We start from the raw sequence: 16,239 nt of genomic DNA, 5'->3' as shown, positions 1-16,239 counted from the left end.
CAATGAACAGAATAACAGAACTTTTTAATATTAAATACCCAATCGTTCAGGGTGGAATGATTTGGAACAGTGGTTATAAATTAGCCAGCGCGGTAAGTAATGTCGGTGGATTAGGATTGTTAGGAGCAGGATCAATGTATCCGGAAGTGCTTCGTGAACACATTCAGAAATGCCAGAAAGCAACTGATAAGCCTTTTGGTGTAAATGTTCCAATGTTGTATCCGGATATTGAACTAATCATGAATATAATCGTGGAAGAAGGTGTGAAAATAGTATTTACTTCTGCTGGAAATCCAAAAACCTGGACGTCCTTTTTAAAGGAAAGAGGAATTACAGTTGTTCATGTAGTCAGTAGCTCAAAATTTGCTATGAAAGCTCAGGAAGCAGGGGTTGATGCCGTTGTTGCGGAAGGTTTTGAAGCTGGAGGCCACAATGGAAGGGAAGAGACCACAACGCTTACTTTGATACCGATGGTTAAAGAAAATATCACGATTCCGTTAATTGCCGCCGGAGGAATTGCTACCGGAAGGGGTATGCTGGCGGCCATGGTATTAGGTGCAGACGGTGTTCAGGTGGGAAGTCGTTTTGCTGCTTCTTTTGAAAGCTCTTCGCACGATAATTTCAAACAGACCATTATTGATGTTGAAGAAGGGGGAACTCATTTGACATTGAAGGAATTGGCTCCGGTTCGTCTGGTTAAAAATAAGTTCTATCATGACGTTCAGGAATTATATGCAAAATGTCCAACAACAGATGAGTTAAAAGCATTGCTGGGCCGAGCCAGAGCAAAACGCGGTATGTTTGAAGGTGATTTGGAAGAAGGCGAACTGGAAATCGGGCAGATATCCGGTTTAATTCATGATATCAAACCAGTAAAACAAATTGTTGACGATATGATGTCTGAATTTGAAATCGCTAGAAGCCAAGTAGCATCATTATTGTAAAATCTGAAAGAAAAATATATGAAGTTTTTAAAAAATATCAGTTTAGTATTCCTTTTGTTTATCGGACTAAGTGCTTCGGCGCAAACTTACCGTTTCGAAACATCAGGTGTGAGTATGAGTGTAAAGAATTCCAAAGGGAAATGGAGTGAGTATTCTGATTTCAAAGAGGCTAAAATAGTTGTTACTTTGGACACAAATAAGGATCGGATCGTTGTGTATTCTGAAGTAGTTCAGTTATATACCATCTTAGGGTATGATGATCCGAAAACCAATGAAGAAGGAAGTGTAGATACTTTTCAGTGTGTGAATGTTGACGGTGAGAAATGTGTATTAGTCATCCGTACGATAAAAGGAAGCGATGTAAAACAACTATATATCTACGAAGACAGCAGGGTTCTGATATACAACATGAAATACGTTAAATAAAATAAATAAAGTCCCGGTTTTCGGGATTTTTTATGCCAAAAAAAGAAATATGAGAAGATTGCTTCAGCTTGCAGCCTTGGGGTTGATTTCAGTAGTATCAGCACAGCAAAAACCGAAATTGGTTGTCGGAATCGTGGTCGATCAGATGAAAATGGAATATTTATATCGTTTTTCAGATGATTTTTCGGCTAACGGTTTTAAGCGATTGATTAATAACGGTTATACGTTTCACAACATGCATTATAATTACATGCCAACGTATACCGCGCCGGGCCATGCATCAGTTTATACCGGGACAACACCCACTACTCACGGGATTGTCGGAAACGAATGGTTCAATAAGGCGGCAGGCAAAATAGTGTACTGTACCGATGATGCTTCCGTAAAAACGGTCGGCAACGGAGTGGAAAGCGAAGGAAAGATGTCTCCTAAAAACCTTCAGGCGACGACTATTACTGATGAATTGCGATTGGCTACAAACTTTAAAGGGAAAGTAATCGGAATGAGTCTGAAAGACCGCGGAGCGATTTTGCCGGCAGGTCATTTTGCCAATGGAGCTTTCTGGTACAGTCAAGCCGGAGCTTTTATTTCGAGTACCTTTTACGGCGAAAACTTACCGGAATGGGTTACGCAATTCAACAATGAGAAAAACTTTCAGAAATACATTGATAAAGGGTGGGATTTATTGAAACCGATAGCATCATACAATGAGAGCTTAACCGATAACAACCCGTATGAAGGTTTGTTATTTAAAAAAACACCTTTTTTTCCTTATAGTTTAAAAGAGATGTATGCTAATAATGATGCTGGGATATTACGATCAACGCCTTTCGGTAATGATTTATTGGAAGAATTTGCCGAAAGAGCTATTGCAGGAGAAGGTTTGGGGAAAGACAATATCACTGATTTCCTGACGGTCAGTTTTTCATCAACGGATTATATAGGGCATACACTTGGGCCTCGTTCCATAGAATTACAGGATACCTATTTGCGTTTAGATGAAACCATTGCCCAATTCCTGGCTTATCTCGATAAAAATGTAGGGAAAGGCAATTATTTACTTTTCTTAACCGCAGATCATGCCGGAGCGGAAAATGTCAAATATCTGAAAGATAATAAGTACGATGTGGATAATATTCCGTGGAAGAATATCGAAACTGAATTAGGGGAATTTTCAACGAAGACATTTGGAGTCAATCTGCTTTTGGATTATTCGAATTATAACGTTTTCTTTAATAAGGAGCTAATTAAGTCAAAAGGATTGGAATTGTCTAAAGTGAAACAGGTGTTTAAAGAGTATTTGTGTGCTCAGAAATACATCAAGAAAGTATTTACGGAAGAAGAAATTCTAGCTTCTTCAGGAAATGATTATTATTTAAATGCTGTTGCAAAAGGTTATGATCCTGTACAAAACGGGGAATTGGTACTGTTGTTTAAACCGGCTTATCTCGAGTATGCCGCTACCGGAACAACACATGGCAGTCCGTATACTTATGATACTCATGTGCCGGCAATTTTCTATGGTTGGGGAATTGAAAAAGGGGAGTCACACGATAAAAAAGCGATAACGCAGATTGCGCCAACAGTTGCTCAAAAACTGAAAATTACCTTCCCGAACGGAACGGAAGCGGAAGTACTTACGGAAGTGTTGGAAGGAAGATAAAAAAAAGGGCTGTTTCAATTTAAAACAGCCCTTTTTCATAGTTATAACAGAATGAATTTTGGTTTCAATTAGATTTCAACCTCAATCTGATTTCTTAAAATATCATCAAACGTTTCGCGCTGACGGATTAAATGTGCTTTGCCATCATTCCAAAGTACTTCTGCAGGTTTGAAACGAGAATTGTAGTTGGACGACATGGAGAAACAATAAGCCCCTGCATTTCGGAAACTTAAAATATCACCTTCTTTAATTTCAGTGATTTTTCTGTTGGTTGCAAAAGTGTCTGTTTCACAGATATAACCCACTACAGAGTAGAAACGCTCTTTTCCTTTTGGATGTGAAATGTTATCTATATGATGCTCTGATCCGTATAACATTGGACGGATTAAGTGGTTAAATCCACTATCAACTCCGGCGAAAACAGTAGAAGTAGTTTGTTTTACCACATTTACTTTAGCCAGGAAATAACCCGCTTCACTCACAAGGAATTTACCAGGCTCAAAAGCTAAAGTCAATTCGCGTCCGTATTCTTTTTCGAAAGCCAAAAAGCGTTTGGTTAATTTTTTACCCATTTCCTCCACGTTGGTTTCGATATCGCCTTTTTTGTAAGGGACTTTGAATCCGCTTCCGAAATCAAGAAAATCCAATTGTTTGAAATTCTTAGCGGTTTCAAATAAAATTTCGGCTGCATACAAGAACACTTCGATGTCTAAAATATCGGAACCAGTATGCATGTGGATTCCGTTGATATGCATTTTTGTGTTCTCTACAATTCTCAAAATATGCGGTAACTGGTGGATAGAAATACCGAATTTACTGTCGATGTGACCTACAGAAATATTCGAGTTTCCGCCCGCCATTACGTGCGGATTGATACGGATGCAAACTGGTACGTTAGGATGTTTTGCACCGAACTGTTCTAAGATAGAAAGGTTATCAATGTTGATTTGTACCCCTAAAGAAGCTGCTTCTTCAATTTCATCCAAAGAAACGCCATTTGGTGTATAGATTATCATTTCCGGAGAAAAACCGGCATGTAATCCCAGTTTTACTTCCTGGATGGAAACAGTATCAAGTCCGGAACCGATCTTCTTCAGTAGCTTTAGAACAGATAGGTTTGACAATGCCTTACATGCATAATTAATGCGTAGTCTTTCCACCTTGGAAAAAGCATTGGTTAAACGGTTGTACTGTGATTGAATTTTCGCGGCATCATACACATATAGTGGACACCCAAATTCTTCTGCTACTGAAAGTAATTGATTAGATTCCATTTTTGATTAAATTTTTCGTAAAAATAGTAAACATTTTTGACTTAGAACTGCTGATAATTGAATTTTAACAGAATGTTGTATTATTGTTCTATGTGTTATAATTTTTGTGAGGCATGTTCTGTTATAAATCAAAAAAACATTAGGCACATTCAATATACTTTGTTATTTTTGTGGCACTTTTATTTTATAAGAAACATCTATATTATGAACTTACACGAATATCAAGGGAAACAAATATTAGCAAGCTACGGCGTACGTATACAACGTGGTTATGTTGCGAATAACGCTGAAGAAGCGGTTCTAAAAGCTAAGCAACTTACAGACGAAACCGGTACAGGTTGGCATGTAATCAAAGCTCAGATTCACGCGGGTGGTCGTGGAAAAGGTGGTGGAGTTAAATTGGCTAAAAATTTAGATCAGGTTAAAGAAATCGCTGGTCAGATTATAGGTATGGATTTAATTACTCCTCAAACTCCTCCAACCGGAAAGAGAGTTCACAAGGTATTAGTGGCAGAAGATGTTTACTATCCGGGTGAGAGTGAAACTAAAGAGTTTTACATGTCGGTTTTATTAAACCGTGGTACAGGCCGTAACATGATCATGTATTCTACTGAAGGTGGAATGGATATCGAAGAAGTAGCTGAGCACACTCCACACTTAATCTTTAACGAAGAAATCGATCCTGCTGTAGGATTACAAGGTTTCCAGGCAAGAAGAATTGCTTTCAACTTAGGATTGTCAGGTGATGCATTCAAAGAGATGATCAAATTCGTTGATGCGTTATACAAAGCATACATCGGTTCTGATTCTTCTATGTTCGAAATCAACCCTGTGTTGAAAACTTCAGACAACAAAATCATGGCTGTTGATGCTAAAGTATCTTTAGATGACAACGCTTTATACCGTCATGTTGATTTAGCTGACATGCGTGACATCACAGAAGAGCGTCCAATCGAAGTAGAAGCTAAAGAGGCTGGATTAAACTATGTAGACCTTGACGGTACAGTAGGATGTATGGTTAACGGTGCAGGTTTGGCTATGGCGACTATGGACTTAATCAAATATGCAGGTTTCGAACCGGCTAACTTCCTTGACGTAGGAGGAACTGCTGACGCAAAACGTGTAGAAGTAGCTTTCCGTATTATCTTAAAAGATCCTAACGTAAAAGCTATCTTAATTAACATCTTTGGTGGTATCGTTCGTTGTGACCGTGTAGCGCAAGGTGTAGTTGATGCTTACAAAAACATGGGAGACGATATCAAGGTGCCAATCATCGTTCGTTTACAAGGAACTAACGCTGAAATCGCTAAAGAATTAATCGATAATTCAGGTATGCCAATTTTATCTGCAGTTCAGTTCCAAGAAGCTGCTGACCAGGTAAAAGCTGCTTTAAGCTAATTGTCAGAACGTTTTAGACTTATATAAAAAAGGCCTTAGCAATTTGTTAAGGCCTTTTTTGTTATACCAATGTAAACTTATTGTAATCAGCCTTTTGAATTTTAAGTTAATGTGATGTGCGGTATTTGATTTTTAACATCATTTTGCTCGTTCATCGAAATAAAGTGGTATTTCATAGTGTATTCCTTAAAGAATGAATGATAGTGTTGAAACCTGTTTTAAATGATGGTTAAGCTATTGGAAACTAGTTATTTTGGCGGTTTGGTTTGTGTAATTTTGAACTGTAATCAAATCAAAAAAATCAAAAAAAATGAAAAAATTAATCGGATTGTTTATTGTTGTGCTTTTTATGAATACAACATTTGTTTCGGCTAACAATTCTAATGCAACAGTAGATTTACCAAAAGCTGTAAAAAAAGTGGTTAAGTTGTTAGAGACAACTAAATTCGACGTGGAACTTGAAAAAGAGGTAGTAGTAAAAGTACAGGTTAAGATTAATTCTAATGACGAAATCGTTGTATTAAATGTAGGAACAGATAACGATGTGATTAAAAGATTCATTTCACAGAAACTGAATTACAAAAAGATCGATGCAGGTCAGTTAAAACAAGGCAGTGAATATTCCTTTTATGTGACTTTTAAACCGGAATAAATTGCAAATTTTCTGAATTGAAAATCCCAGGTGAAAGCCTGGGATTTTTGTTTTATATGCTAAAAAAGAATTACTTGTTGTCTTTTTTCTTTCCTAGGGTAAATTTCACTCTCTCAACGATTGGTTCTTTTTTCGGAGCGGGTTTGCCTTTGGATGCAGGCTTTTTAAAATCGGTTTTCGATTTTGGTTTGCTGCCTGTATTTTTCGGTTTTTCGCTAGAAAATTTAGGTTTGTCGTCAGTTCTTCGTCCTTCTTCTGTTTTTGGTGCGTCGTTTTTATGACTTTTTATTACGTCTAAGGGATTTTTAGGACTATCCTTTGTTCCGCGTAAGTGGATGATTAAAGCATTCAGGAAATTGCGTAAAACCTGGTCGCCGCATTCCATGTATTTCGGATGGTCTTCATTGCGGAAAAAATTCCCGATTTCGCCTTTTGAAATTCGGAAATCCACCAATTCCAGAATGGAAACAATTTGGTCGTCTCTCAATTGCAGCGCTACCCTTAGTTTTTTGAATATATCGTTGTTTGTCATAAGTCTTAAGTATAAGTTCGACAAAGATACAGTTTTAAGAAATGAGATTTTGTTATAACTTCGCAAAAAATAAAGTCACAATGGATACTTACGATGAAAAAATAAGCCTTATTTCCGAAATGATTGCTTTTGCAGTGGTTGATGGTGAATTGCATGACCGAGAATATGATTTTCTGTGGATTGTAGCTAAGGAACTCGGGATTAAGAAAGAGGTTTTTCTTGAATTATTTGGGAAGCGTGACTCTGTAAAAGTGATTAAAGATGAGCATCATCGTATTATGCAATTTTATCGTCTGGCTTTATTGATGCATTCCGATGGTATCCTGCATGAAAGAGAAATACAGGCCATTAATGAAATAGGTATAAATATGGGATTGAATCCTATGGGAATCAAAAAGACTTTAAGAGCAATGGCCCAATCACCAAACCAAATGATTGAACCGGAAAAACTGCTCTTTTCTTTTGAGTTACAGCATAATTAAATTAGGAGCTTTAGATAAAAACAAGGAGTTACAATTGTAACTCCTTTTTAATTTATTTCTCTACAGATTAATATGTGTAATGTTAAAACTTCCGTTTGAAATTGTGACGGTATTTGTCCCGTTTGAAAAAGTAAAACTGAACGTCCCAACTACATTATTTCCGTTGTGTGAAGAAATCGTAATATTTCCGTTTGTTAAATGATATTGTGCTTCATTTTCATGTGAACTTATTTCGGCACCAAAATTTAATTCTGTCATCAAATCATAAGTTCCTGGTACAACATTTTTAGGAAATAAGATGGTGCATGTCTCCATTTCAGACGACATATTTGTATAGTTGCCATGGATTGAAATATGATTTACTTCTGAGTGCTGAGAAATAAATAAATATTTGCCATCCTCAGGAGAGCTGTCCATTGTAAATAAGTCGCCTCCGTTTTTAGATAGGCTCATCGTACCATTGGAAAATATTGTGGAAGTATAGATTGTAACAATATTGAATACACCGTTTGCTATAGTAATACTGTTACCATTCATATCAACAAGGGTTCCGGAAAAAGTTCCTGAAATTGTTCCCGTAATAAGGTTTAGATTTGAAATTGTTAGTGTGAGGGAGCTTCCGCTCAATGTGCTTATATAATTGTTACTATTAGAATTTGTGTAAAAAAGCATTCCGTGAAAATCTTCATCTGTAGAGGAGAAAGTTCCCTCGGCTAGATTTTCAACTGGTAATATAATGGTTATATGGGATTGATTCGTATTCGTACCGGTAATTGCAAGTTCGTGACTGTGTGTTTCTCCCACATCATAATTGTCTATTTGAGCATATACTCCATCGGTATTGGAACTCCAGGATTGTCCGTCAATCGTAGCAGCAACGAACGATGTAGTAGGGTCGTTGTTTGGGTTATTGTTTGAATTATTGTTTATGTTGCCGTTGCTGTCGTCGCTCGAGCAGGAGAAAAGCACTGCAGAAAGTGCTAAGCATAAAAGTCCTAATGTTTTTCTAATCATTACTGTTTTAAGAATTATTTTTCGTAAAAGTAAGAAAATATTTAACTCTTAAAATTAATAGGAAAAGAAACGTAAAAAAAATATAACAATTTACATCATAATGGTTTTATTTCGTCAAAAGAACATTAAGAGCAATGGCCCAATCACCAAACCAAATGATTGAGCCGGAAAAATTGCTCTTTTTTTTTGAATTACAGCAGAATTAATGACTCTGTAACTTTTCGGAAGGCTGGAATTTAGGATGTCCGGTATGTTGATACGCGAAACTCATAATGTCTCCGATACTTTCAAAAGCTTTCGTTTTACTGTCTCCCATACCGTGTCCTGCTTCAAAATCGGTCAGGAAAAGGATTGGTTTATCCGATGAATTAGCATTTTGTAATCGTGCCGCAAACTTTGAAGGTTCCCAGGCAATAACTCTTGGATCATTCATTCCTGCTGTAATTAAGGTCGCCGGATAAGCAGTTCCTTTTTTTACATGATGAAATGAATCCATTTCCAACAGCGCTTTAAACTCTTCTTCATTTTTTACTGACCCAAATTCTGGAACATTACCTGGTCCGTTAGGAGAATTCTCGGCTCTTACTGTATTCAGACACCCGACTTCCGGAATAGCAGCAGCAAATAAATCAGGACGCTCTGTTAATGCGCGGCCAATCAATATTCCGCCTGCACTTCCTCCTAATATGGCAATTCTGTTGGTAGAAGTATATTTTTCCCGAATTAAATATTCTGCAGATGCAATAAAATCTTTCCAGGTATTGGGTTTTGTTGTTTTCTGACCGGATTTGTGCCATGCATCACCTAATTCACCGCCACCTCTTACGTGCGGAATCACAAAAATACCGTCATAAGCACAATACGATAATATAAATCCAGGGCTAAACCAAGGTTGTAATGACATCCCATAAGCTCCGTATCCCATCATAAGAACAGGGTTGTTTCCATTAAGTTTCATGTTTTTATTATAGATAATTGAAACCGGTATCATTGTTCCATCATGTGACGGCACCATTACCTCTTTGGAAACCATATTTTTAAATTCGGGATATTCAATTTGTTTCGTTAGCGGTTGAAATGCAAACGAATTGGTTGCTGGGTTGTACAGGTAGCGTTTTGTTGGGGAGGTCCAACCTGAAATTGTTACCCAAATATCACCCTTGTTTTCATTAATAGCTGCTAAGCTTGCCGACCCTGCCTCAAATGGTAATTTCAACTCTGTAGGAACAGATTTTCCCTTAGGCAGAAAATATACTTTGGCCTGAACACCATTTTCCGTTACGGAATAATAAAGTCCGTCTTTTGTAACGGTAAAAGTTGTAATGTTTCCGTTTTTAGGTTCTTCAATTACAGTGACCGCATTTTCGATGTTAGGGTTTGCGATGGGAACTTTAATAATCTTGTAATTGGAAGCATTTTTAAAAGTCTGATAATAAATAAATTCTTTGTCAACAGCTAAATTTACGACTTCATCTTTTTTATCAACTAAAGTAGTCCATTTGGTAGGACTGAAGTCATTTTTGTAGTCGGAGGTGTATAATTTAAGTCTTTTGTCTACGGTAACAACAAGACCATAATTTTTGTTTGAATTTTTATGGTAGAAGTTGATCGGAAATTCTTCAGGACCGATATTGAGTTCCGGATTGGTGCTGTTAGAAAAGAATTCCACATCTTTTTTAGGATCATCACCTAGTTTATGATAAAATGCTTTCGAATTTAATAAGCGATTTACATCAGTTACATCAGAAGAGTTTAATCTGCTGTATGTAAATGAATTGCCGTCAGGAAGCCAGGAGGGCGAACTGAACCAGCATCTGTTGTAAACTTCCGGATACAATTTTCCGTTTATGTTTATAATTAACAGTTCGGCACTCTCAGAACCGCTTGGCGCAATTTCAAAAGCAACTTTATCTCCTTTTTCATTAGGAGTAATGGAACTGATACTATAATTTAATCCGTCCGATTTTTTATAAGTTTCAGGATCAAAAAGTAATTTTTCAGTGCCTTTATATCCAAGTCGATGGTATAATTTTCCATTTTCTTCGTTGGCTTTTCTTTTTAAATAAAAGTAGTTGTCATTTTCTGTGATTTGTAAATTGGAAATAACACTTTCTTTTCGTTTGTCAAGTTCATTCAGTTTTGCAATGAGTTTTTGCCGTTCAGAAATCTGATCGATTTTTGTTCTTGCATAATTGGCGTTGGATTTCATCCATTCCACTACTTTCGGATCACTTAGGTTTTCAAGATAACGATACGGATCTTCAAGTTTAACGCCAAAATATTCGTCTGTTACAACTTTTTCGGGTGCTGATTGCGGTTTTAATTGTGCCTGTGAAGGAAGGATTGCGCTTAATGTCAATCCAAAGGTGAGAAGATAACTTTTTTTCATGGAGGGTTGGTTTAAGATGATAAACTAGATTGTTGTTAGTTTATAAATATACTAACGCCTATAGATTAATTAGTTTAAAATGTTAAAAAGCCGACAAAACTTTAAAAAATCAGTCAAACAACATAAAATACCACAAGTTGTTTATTTGTTTTACTTCGGAATCGTTAAAAGGTATAAATTGCTATGATTGACTTTTTCGGGACTGCTGATATTGGTATTGGAACTCTCATTTTGGGTCAGATGCAAAGTTCCCTTACTAGTGTTTTCTGACATAGTCAGTTTTTCAAAAGATTGGGAACGCCATTTACCACGTTTTGTAATGTTTGGTTTCGGACGTTTTCCACAGTGGCTGATGCAATTGTGAAGTGCGAGGGATAGTTTTTGGATAACCGAAAAAACATTACAATTTATCTTGTAATAGTTTTATTTCATCCCTTAATTTAGCCGCCTGCATAAAGTCGAGTTCCTTGGCTGCTTTTTCCATGGATTTGCGAAGTTCGCGTATTTTTTTTTCGATTTCGGGTTTTGACAAATAGAGGCTTTCCGGCTCGGCTGCTTTAAGGGCCTTGTCTTCAAAGTATTGAGTGGAAACCGAATTACCCGCCAAAACATTGCCCAAACTTTTTTTCAGTGCTTGAGGAACCATGTTGTTCTTCTTGTTGTAATTCATCTGTTTGGTTCGGCGGTAGTTGGTTTCGTCAATGGTTTTTTGCATCGATGCCGTGATTTTATCAGCATACATGATGGCCTTTCCGTTTACGTTACGTGCCGCACGGCCTACGGTTTGTGTCAGCGAACGATGACTTCGCAGGAACCCTTCTTTGTCGGCATCCAAAATGGCAACCAAGGACACTTCCGGTAAATCCAATCCTTCACGGAGTAGGTTTACCCCAATCAGTACATCAAACAGACCTTTACGTAAGTCCTGCATGATTTCCACTCGTTCCAAAGTATCCACATCACTGTGAATGTATCGGCAACGAATAGAAACTTTCGCTAAATATTTGGTCAGTTCTTCCGCCATGCGTTTGGTTAAAGTGGTTACCAAAACACGCTCGTCGGCTTCGCATCGTAACTGTATTTCTTCGATTAAATCATCAATCTGGTTTAAACTCGGACGAATTTCTATAATCGGGTCAAGAAGCCCTGTCGGACGGATAACCTGTTCCACATAAATGCCTTCCGATTTCTGCAATTCGTAATCTGCCGGAGTGGCCGATACATAAATTACCTGATTTTGAAGTGCTTCGAATTCTTCAAACTTGAGCGGACGGTTATCCATCGCTGCGGGTAATCGGAAACCGTATTCCACCAGATTTTCTTTTCGACTTCGGTCACCGCCGTACATGGCATGAACCTGGGAAATGGTTACGTGGCTTTCATCAATAACCATCAGATAATCGTCCGGGAAATAATCCAGTAAACAGAAAGGTCTCGTTCCGGGCTGTCTTCCGTCTAAGTATCTTGAGTAATTTTCGATTCCGGAGCAATAGCCTAATTCACGAATCATTTCCAGGTCGAAATTGGTACGTTCTTCAAGACGTTTTGCTTCGAGATGTTTGCCGATTTCCTTGAAATAGTCTACCTGTTTTACCAGATCCTGCTGAATTTCCCAAATCGCATTCTGCAATACATCAGGAGAGGTTACGAACATGTTGGCAGGATAAATCGTGAGCTTCTCATATTTCTCAATAACCTGTGATGTTTTGGAATCGAAAGCTTCAATTTCTTCAATTTCATCCCCGAAAAAGTGAATTCGGAATGGTTCATCACCATAACTCGGGAAAATATCCACGGTATCTCCTTTAATCCGGAACGTGCCGGGAGTAAATTCGGCTTCGGTTCTGGAATATAAACTCTGCACCAGGCGATGCAGTAATTTGGTGCGTGAAATCACTTGGTTTTTATCTAGGGAAATCACGTTTTTCTGAAATTCCACAGGATTTCCGATACCATACAAACACGAAACGGAAGCCACTACCAGTACATCTCTACGGCCTGAAAGCAGGGCAGAGGTGGTGCTTAAACGGAGTTTTTCCAGTTCGTCGTTGATGGATAAATCTTTCTCGATATAGGTTCCCGTTACCGGAATAAAGGCTTCGGGCTGATAGTAATCATAATAAGAAACAAAGTACTGCACAGAGTTGTTCGGAAAGAATTGTTTGAATTCCGAATACAACTGCGCTGCGAGTGTTTTGTTGTGAGCCAGAACCAATGTAGGGCGTTGCACTTCCTGAATTACATTGGCAACTGAAAATGTTTTTCCGGATCCGGTAACTCCAAGCAGCGTTTGGTATTTTTCGCCATTAATAAGCCCTTTGGCTAATTTATCAATGGCTTGCGGCTGGTCTCCCATCGGAGCAAATTCGGAAACAACTTGGAATTTCATTTTTAATACGTTCCTGTTTGAGGATGTACTGCAAAGATACGGATTTAGAATGCAAATTTTGCAGAAGTCAGCAACGTGGGTTGAATTTCTGAAAAATAATTCACCGCAGATTCATCGATTAAAAAGTGAATTAAAATCTGCGAGGCTGCGGTGAAAAATGGATGTTGATGTTGTTTTTACTTAAACTTCATCGCCATTGTGATAATGTGTGAGTCTAATCCATTGTTTCGGGTGTAATATCCATAGCGGAGTTCCAGACTGTTGATGAATTTTACATGGAAAATTCCCTTGTCAGCATCAGTCACTTTATAACCTAAACCAATCATGTTACTGCTGAATTTCGATAAATCGTAATCACTAGTATAGAATTCCTCTTCTAGTCCGTGTAAATAGATTGGTTTGAAATAGTCGGCCGCAGATTGGGTATAAAAACGATACGGTACCGAAATCGACGAAAACGCTGATAACTTGTAAGTTGGCTCAAGACTAAAGGTGTGTGAATTGATACCCCAATCATCCCAATAATAACGGTAAAAGGCTCTCAAAACGATGTTATCGCCCAAAAAGCAATTGCCTCTTACCCCAACAGGAATCTTAAATCTAGTATCGGGCAGTTTTTCAGATTTTACCGTTGCCGGAATATCATTAAAATAGACACGGTTGAATTTGGTTGCCAATAGACCCTGCTGATATCCTATGTCCGTAATGAAGGCTACATGGAAATTTCGGTTGACCACCTGTGACAAGGCAAGCCCCAAATTATAGGAATTTCGTGGTTTCTTATCGCCTTGACTGGCTTCGGTATCTGAAGGAGCGTTCCGGAGTTCTACCGGGAGAATCACTTTCCAGGTATCGAAAAAGGCCATTGCTTTAGCGGAAAATTCACGGTTTTTGTCTTTGGATATTTTCGTGAAACCTGCGTTGGCTCCTATCGAAGTATAATCGAATTCGGCAGAAAATGAAAGTCCGCCGTTCAGGATGTAATTTTTTTCGAAATTCTGATAACTGTAATTGACCGACGGATATACCCTTATATCCTGATAGGAAGCCGATGAAACTGTGTTAGGGTCAATTTTATCAGAAGAAGCCGATGTATAAGAGTCGATCCCGATTTCAAAACCGAAATTATGTTTGTTATCGTTTTTGTCTCTTTTAGAAACTCTGATATCGAAAGTCGTCGCGATATCGGTCAGTTTTTCCGTCCCGAGACCCCCAGTTACGGCAGAATTGTTCCCATCCTGTGAATAATAACTGGAAATGAAATTCACTTCCTCAATTTTTAATTTTTGTTTTTTATAAGCTGAACTGTCTTTGATTTCAGTGTTTTGGGCCTTTATATTGTGGCCGAATAAAAAGGCTAAAACCGAAGCTGTAAAAATTCTCTTCCTCATGTTTTTCTTTCCTGATATTGATTAATTACAACCACATCCGCCACCCGTTTTTCCGCCGTTGGCACCTGAACTTGCTTCTCTGTACAATTGAAACGTGTTTTCGAATTTCTCCGATTTTTTAGCGGCCAATTCCATATCTGAATCATTAATTTTTGATTTCTGATATTCTTTCACGGACGTGCAACTGACACTCATGGCAAGTATCAAACAAAAAGCCGTTATTTTCATATTTATTGCGGTTTAATTTTAAGTCAGTCTAATGTTATTTGAAAAATATTTCCGGTCGTTATCGTCGATAATGATACACCCGATGTGTTTTAACTGGTTTATAAAATCCAGTCCCACTTCAATGCCCATTACGGTTACCGGAGTGGCTAAAGCATCTGCTATTTCGGCATTCTCAGCAATGATGGTGACACTTTTGATGCCACGCACCGGAAATCCGGTTTTGGGATCAATCGTGTGGGAATATTTTTTGTTGTTTATCATGACAAACTTCTCGTAATTCCCTGACGTGGCTACTGAAGTATTTGTTATTTTAAATGTCGAAAAAATGGATGTCCTTAAATTCGGGTCGGCTATACCGATGGTCCACGGCTGTCCGCTTTCCTGATAGCCCCAAGTCGTTAAATCACCCGCTGCATTGACAATACCGCTTTTTACGCCGTTTTCGATCAGTTTTCTCTTGGCCATTTCAGCGGCGTATCCTTTTCCGATACCTCCGAAACCAATCCGCATTCCTTTCTTTTTAAGGAAAACGGTTTTTTGGGATTCATCTAAAATGATATTCTCGTAATTGATCAGTTCTACCGATTTTTTCGCGGTTTCTGCATCGGGTAACTCTTTCATTTCCAAGTCGAAGTTCCAGAATTTTTTATCGATGCCGCCGTAGCTTATGTCGAAAGCGCCTTGGGTAATTTTTGAGATCATCTGGCAACGCTGAATCAGGCTGAAAACTTCTTCGGACACTTTTACCGGACAGATTCCTGCTTTTTCATTTATTTCAAAGGTTATGCTGTCGTTGGAAAATGTGGTAAGCAGTCTTTCGATGCGTTTGATTTCTTCAATGGCCAAATTAATCTTATCGATACACCAATTTTGATCGGGTCCGACAACCGAAATCTCAAAACGATTTCCCATTAATTTTTCAACCTTTTTTTTGAGCATTATCCTTTCAGTTTGGTAATGAATTCATCTAGGGTTTCCGTGGGGTAGTGTTCCCATTTTTTGATTACTTCTCCTTTTTGGTTCATCAATAAAATTAATGGGAATAGTCCTTCCGAGTTGTATTTTTCGGCTAATTTCTCGTTTTCCTGAGTAATTTCGGCTGGTAATTGGTTCTTCTTCTGTCTTGGGAAATCAGCATTGTAAACAATCAGGTTTTCGGCACTGAAGGTTTTGAACTGATCGGTTTCCACAAAGTGTTTTTTAAATTTTATGCAGGGTGCACACCAGTCGGAGCCCGAGAAAAAAAGCAGAACGTTTTTGTTTTCCGTTTTGGCTTTCTCCAGCGATTGTTGGAAATTTAACTTTGTAGTTTCCTGTGCGCCAACAACTATTGAAAACAGTAACAGTAGGTAAATAAACTTTAATTTCATACCCATTTTTTTAATAATAACTTAATTCTATGTCGGTTTTGTTTCCGACAGAATAAAAGTAGTATAAAAAAATATTGAGTCTGCTTC

The 16,239-nt window shown here is 38.0% G+C and carries 16 protein-coding genes; 6 read left to right on the top strand and 10 right to left on the bottom strand.

The annotated features are described in order from the left end of the window. Window positions 1-2: 2 nt before the first annotated feature. Genes FEDK69T_RS09470 through pafA form a run of 3 tightly spaced genes read left to right on the top strand, consistent with a single transcriptional unit; the run spans window position 3 to window position 3,033 of the window. Window positions 3-944, top strand: coding sequence for an NAD(P)H-dependent flavin oxidoreductase (locus FEDK69T_RS09470; RefSeq protein ID WP_023573940.1), 942 nt, complete (start codon window positions 3-5; stop codon window positions 942-944). Between the two features lie 18 nt (window positions 945-962). Then, window positions 963-1,370, top strand: coding sequence for a hypothetical protein (locus FEDK69T_RS09465; protein ID WP_023573939.1), 408 nt, complete (start codon window positions 963-965; stop codon window positions 1,368-1,370). A gap of 49 nt (window positions 1,371-1,419) precedes the next feature. After that, a complete protein-coding gene (pafA, locus tag FEDK69T_RS09460) occupies window positions 1,420-3,033 on the top strand; it encodes an alkaline phosphatase PafA (protein ID WP_023573938.1) in 1,614 nt (537 codons plus the stop codon). Between the two features lie 68 nt (window positions 3,034-3,101). Here the strand turns inward: pafA and lysA are convergent, their stop codons facing one another. Next, window positions 3,102-4,307, bottom strand: a complete 1,206-nt coding sequence (gene lysA / locus FEDK69T_RS09455; protein ID WP_023573937.1) for a diaminopimelate decarboxylase — start codon at window positions 4,305-4,307, stop codon at window positions 3,102-3,104. Between the two features lie 204 nt (window positions 4,308-4,511). Between lysA and sucC the strand changes: the two genes are divergently transcribed. Then, window positions 4,512-5,705, top strand: coding sequence for an ADP-forming succinate--CoA ligase subunit beta (gene sucC, locus FEDK69T_RS09450; protein ID WP_023573936.1), 1,194 nt, complete (start codon window positions 4,512-4,514; stop codon window positions 5,703-5,705). A gap of 310 nt (window positions 5,706-6,015) precedes the next feature. Continuing rightward, window positions 6,016-6,357 (top strand): hypothetical protein, encoded by a 342-nt coding sequence (locus tag FEDK69T_RS09445; protein ID WP_035630535.1) that lies wholly within the window; start codon window positions 6,016-6,018, stop codon window positions 6,355-6,357. 70 nt (window positions 6,358-6,427) lie between these two features. Here FEDK69T_RS09445 and FEDK69T_RS09440 read toward each other — a convergent pair whose 3' ends face one another. Then, window positions 6,428-6,889: a DUF1456 family protein gene (locus FEDK69T_RS09440; RefSeq protein WP_023573934.1), complete on the bottom strand. Its 462-nt coding sequence runs from the start codon at window positions 6,887-6,889 to the stop codon at window positions 6,428-6,430. An 80-nt stretch (window positions 6,890-6,969) separates the two neighbouring features. On the opposite strand from FEDK69T_RS09440, the gene FEDK69T_RS09435 reads away from it, so the two are divergent. Next, window positions 6,970-7,371: a TerB family tellurite resistance protein gene (locus tag FEDK69T_RS09435; RefSeq protein WP_023573933.1), complete on the top strand. Its 402-nt coding sequence runs from the start codon at window positions 6,970-6,972 to the stop codon at window positions 7,369-7,371. A 60-nt stretch (window positions 7,372-7,431) separates the two neighbouring features. On the opposite strand, the gene FEDK69T_RS09430 is transcribed toward FEDK69T_RS09435, so the two are convergent. The 8 genes from FEDK69T_RS09430 to FEDK69T_RS09400 form a co-directional block, all read right to left on the bottom strand. Next, window positions 7,432-8,385, bottom strand: a complete 954-nt coding sequence (locus tag FEDK69T_RS09430) for a hypothetical protein (protein WP_023573932.1) — start codon at window positions 8,383-8,385, stop codon at window positions 7,432-7,434. A 202-nt stretch (window positions 8,386-8,587) separates the two neighbouring features. Beyond that, the gene (locus FEDK69T_RS09425; RefSeq protein WP_023573931.1) at window positions 8,588-10,774 is read right to left on the bottom strand and encodes a prolyl oligopeptidase family serine peptidase; all 2,187 of its coding nucleotides are present in this window, start codon (window positions 10,772-10,774) and stop codon (window positions 8,588-8,590) included. A gap of 150 nt (window positions 10,775-10,924) precedes the next feature. Continuing rightward, the gene (locus tag FEDK69T_RS16155; RefSeq protein WP_023573930.1) at window positions 10,925-11,047 is read right to left on the bottom strand and encodes a hypothetical protein; all 123 of its coding nucleotides are present in this window, start codon (window positions 11,045-11,047) and stop codon (window positions 10,925-10,927) included. Between the two features lie 127 nt (window positions 11,048-11,174). After that, complete coding sequence (uvrB, locus tag FEDK69T_RS09420) at window positions 11,175-13,163, bottom strand: excinuclease ABC subunit UvrB (protein WP_023573929.1); 1,989 nt, start codon at window positions 13,161-13,163, stop codon at window positions 11,175-11,177. Between the two features lie 176 nt (window positions 13,164-13,339). Next, the gene (locus FEDK69T_RS09415) at window positions 13,340-14,554 is read right to left on the bottom strand and encodes a DUF3570 domain-containing protein (RefSeq protein WP_023573928.1); all 1,215 of its coding nucleotides are present in this window, start codon (window positions 14,552-14,554) and stop codon (window positions 13,340-13,342) included. Between the two features lie 21 nt (window positions 14,555-14,575). Continuing rightward, window positions 14,576-14,782: a DUF4266 domain-containing protein gene (locus FEDK69T_RS09410; RefSeq protein ID WP_035630538.1), complete on the bottom strand. Its 207-nt coding sequence runs from the start codon at window positions 14,780-14,782 to the stop codon at window positions 14,576-14,578. 18 nt (window positions 14,783-14,800) lie between these two features. After that, a complete protein-coding gene (locus FEDK69T_RS09405; protein WP_035630539.1) occupies window positions 14,801-15,721 on the bottom strand; it encodes an FAD:protein FMN transferase in 921 nt (306 codons plus the stop codon). After that, window positions 15,721-16,152 carry a thioredoxin family protein gene (locus FEDK69T_RS09400; RefSeq protein ID WP_023573925.1) on the bottom strand — a complete coding sequence of 144 codons (432 nt, stop codon included), beginning with the start codon at window positions 16,150-16,152 and terminating at the stop codon, window positions 15,721-15,723. The genes FEDK69T_RS09405 and FEDK69T_RS09400 overlap by 1 nt, the downstream gene beginning before the upstream one ends. Window positions 16,153-16,239: the final 87 nt, after the last annotated feature.

Source organism: Flavobacterium enshiense DK69 (assembly GCF_000498495.1).
Classification (GTDB): domain Bacteria; phylum Bacteroidota; class Bacteroidia; order Flavobacteriales; family Flavobacteriaceae; genus Flavobacterium; species Flavobacterium enshiense.
The sequence above is the reverse complement of the archived record's forward strand: the minus strand, read 5'-3'. Positions and strand labels throughout refer to the sequence as shown.

Excerpts from the sequence above, each read along its gene's own strand:
- FEDK69T_RS09470 (WP_023573940.1), top strand. The coding sequence starts at position 3 with ATGAACAGAATAACAGAACTTTTTAATATTAAATACCCAATCGTTCAG.
- FEDK69T_RS09465 (WP_023573939.1), top strand. The coding sequence starts at position 963 with ATGAAGTTTTTAAAAAATATCAGTTTAGTATTCCTTTTGTTTATCGGA.
- pafA (WP_023573938.1), top strand. The coding sequence starts at position 1,420 with ATGAGAAGATTGCTTCAGCTTGCAGCCTTGGGGTTGATTTCAGTAGTA.
- lysA (WP_023573937.1), bottom strand. The coding sequence starts at position 4,307 with ATGGAATCTAATCAATTACTTTCAGTAGCAGAAGAATTTGGGTGTCCA.
- sucC (WP_023573936.1), top strand. The coding sequence starts at position 4,512 with ATGAACTTACACGAATATCAAGGGAAACAAATATTAGCAAGCTACGGC.
- FEDK69T_RS09445 (WP_035630535.1), top strand. The coding sequence starts at position 6,016 with ATGAAAAAATTAATCGGATTGTTTATTGTTGTGCTTTTTATGAATACA.
- FEDK69T_RS09440 (WP_023573934.1), bottom strand. The coding sequence starts at position 6,889 with ATGACAAACAACGATATATTCAAAAAACTAAGGGTAGCGCTGCAATTG.
- FEDK69T_RS09435 (WP_023573933.1), top strand. The coding sequence starts at position 6,970 with ATGGATACTTACGATGAAAAAATAAGCCTTATTTCCGAAATGATTGCT.
- FEDK69T_RS09430 (WP_023573932.1), bottom strand. The coding sequence starts at position 8,385 with ATGATTAGAAAAACATTAGGACTTTTATGCTTAGCACTTTCTGCAGTG.
- FEDK69T_RS09425 (WP_023573931.1), bottom strand. The coding sequence starts at position 10,774 with ATGAAAAAAAGTTATCTTCTCACCTTTGGATTGACATTAAGCGCAATC.
- FEDK69T_RS16155 (WP_023573930.1), bottom strand. The coding sequence starts at position 11,047 with ATGTCAGAAAACACTAGTAAGGGAACTTTGCATCTGACCCAAAATGAG.
- uvrB (WP_023573929.1), bottom strand. The coding sequence starts at position 13,163 with ATGAAATTCCAAGTTGTTTCCGAATTTGCTCCGATGGGAGACCAGCCG.
- FEDK69T_RS09415 (WP_023573928.1), bottom strand. The coding sequence starts at position 14,554 with ATGAGGAAGAGAATTTTTACAGCTTCGGTTTTAGCCTTTTTATTCGGC.
- FEDK69T_RS09410 (WP_035630538.1), bottom strand. The coding sequence starts at position 14,782 with ATGAAAATAACGGCTTTTTGTTTGATACTTGCCATGAGTGTCAGTTGC.
- FEDK69T_RS09405 (WP_035630539.1), bottom strand. The coding sequence starts at position 15,721 with ATGCTCAAAAAAAAGGTTGAAAAATTAATGGGAAATCGTTTTGAGATT.
- FEDK69T_RS09400 (WP_023573925.1), bottom strand. The coding sequence starts at position 16,152 with ATGAAATTAAAGTTTATTTACCTACTGTTACTGTTTTCAATAGTTGTT.